At 68.8% G+C, this 314-nt stretch carries 1 pseudogene; it reads left to right on the forward strand.

Annotation, left to right across the window (positions count from 1 at the left end):
• Window positions 1–314: pseudogene (locus tag EN818_RS31615) on the forward strand (sugar ABC transporter ATP-binding protein); the annotation flags it as partial.

Here is a 314-nt window from a genome sequence, read left to right on the forward strand (position 1 = left end):
AGCATGGGGGCAGGTCGCACCGAGGTGCTTTCCGCGCTCTACGGCACCGGACTTGCCGGCCGCTGGCAGGGCGAGGTTGCGGTCGGTGGCCGGCCGGTGAAGCTTGCCTCCATCAGCGCGGCGCGCAAGGCCGGCATCGCCTTCGTCACCGACGACCGGCGCGGCAGCGGCCTGATGTTACGCATGGCGGTCGGCCTTAATCTGGTGATGTCAGTGATCCGTCGCATATCGCCGGCCGGACTGATGTCGCCGCGCCGCCAGGCCGAGGCGGTGACGCGATCCTTCGGCCAGTTCGATATCCGCCCGAAAAACCC

Origin of the sequence: Mesorhizobium sp. M3A.F.Ca.ET.175.01.1.1 (genome assembly GCF_004791945.1) — a bacterium.
Taxonomy (GTDB): Bacteria; Pseudomonadota; Alphaproteobacteria; order Rhizobiales; family Rhizobiaceae; genus Mesorhizobium.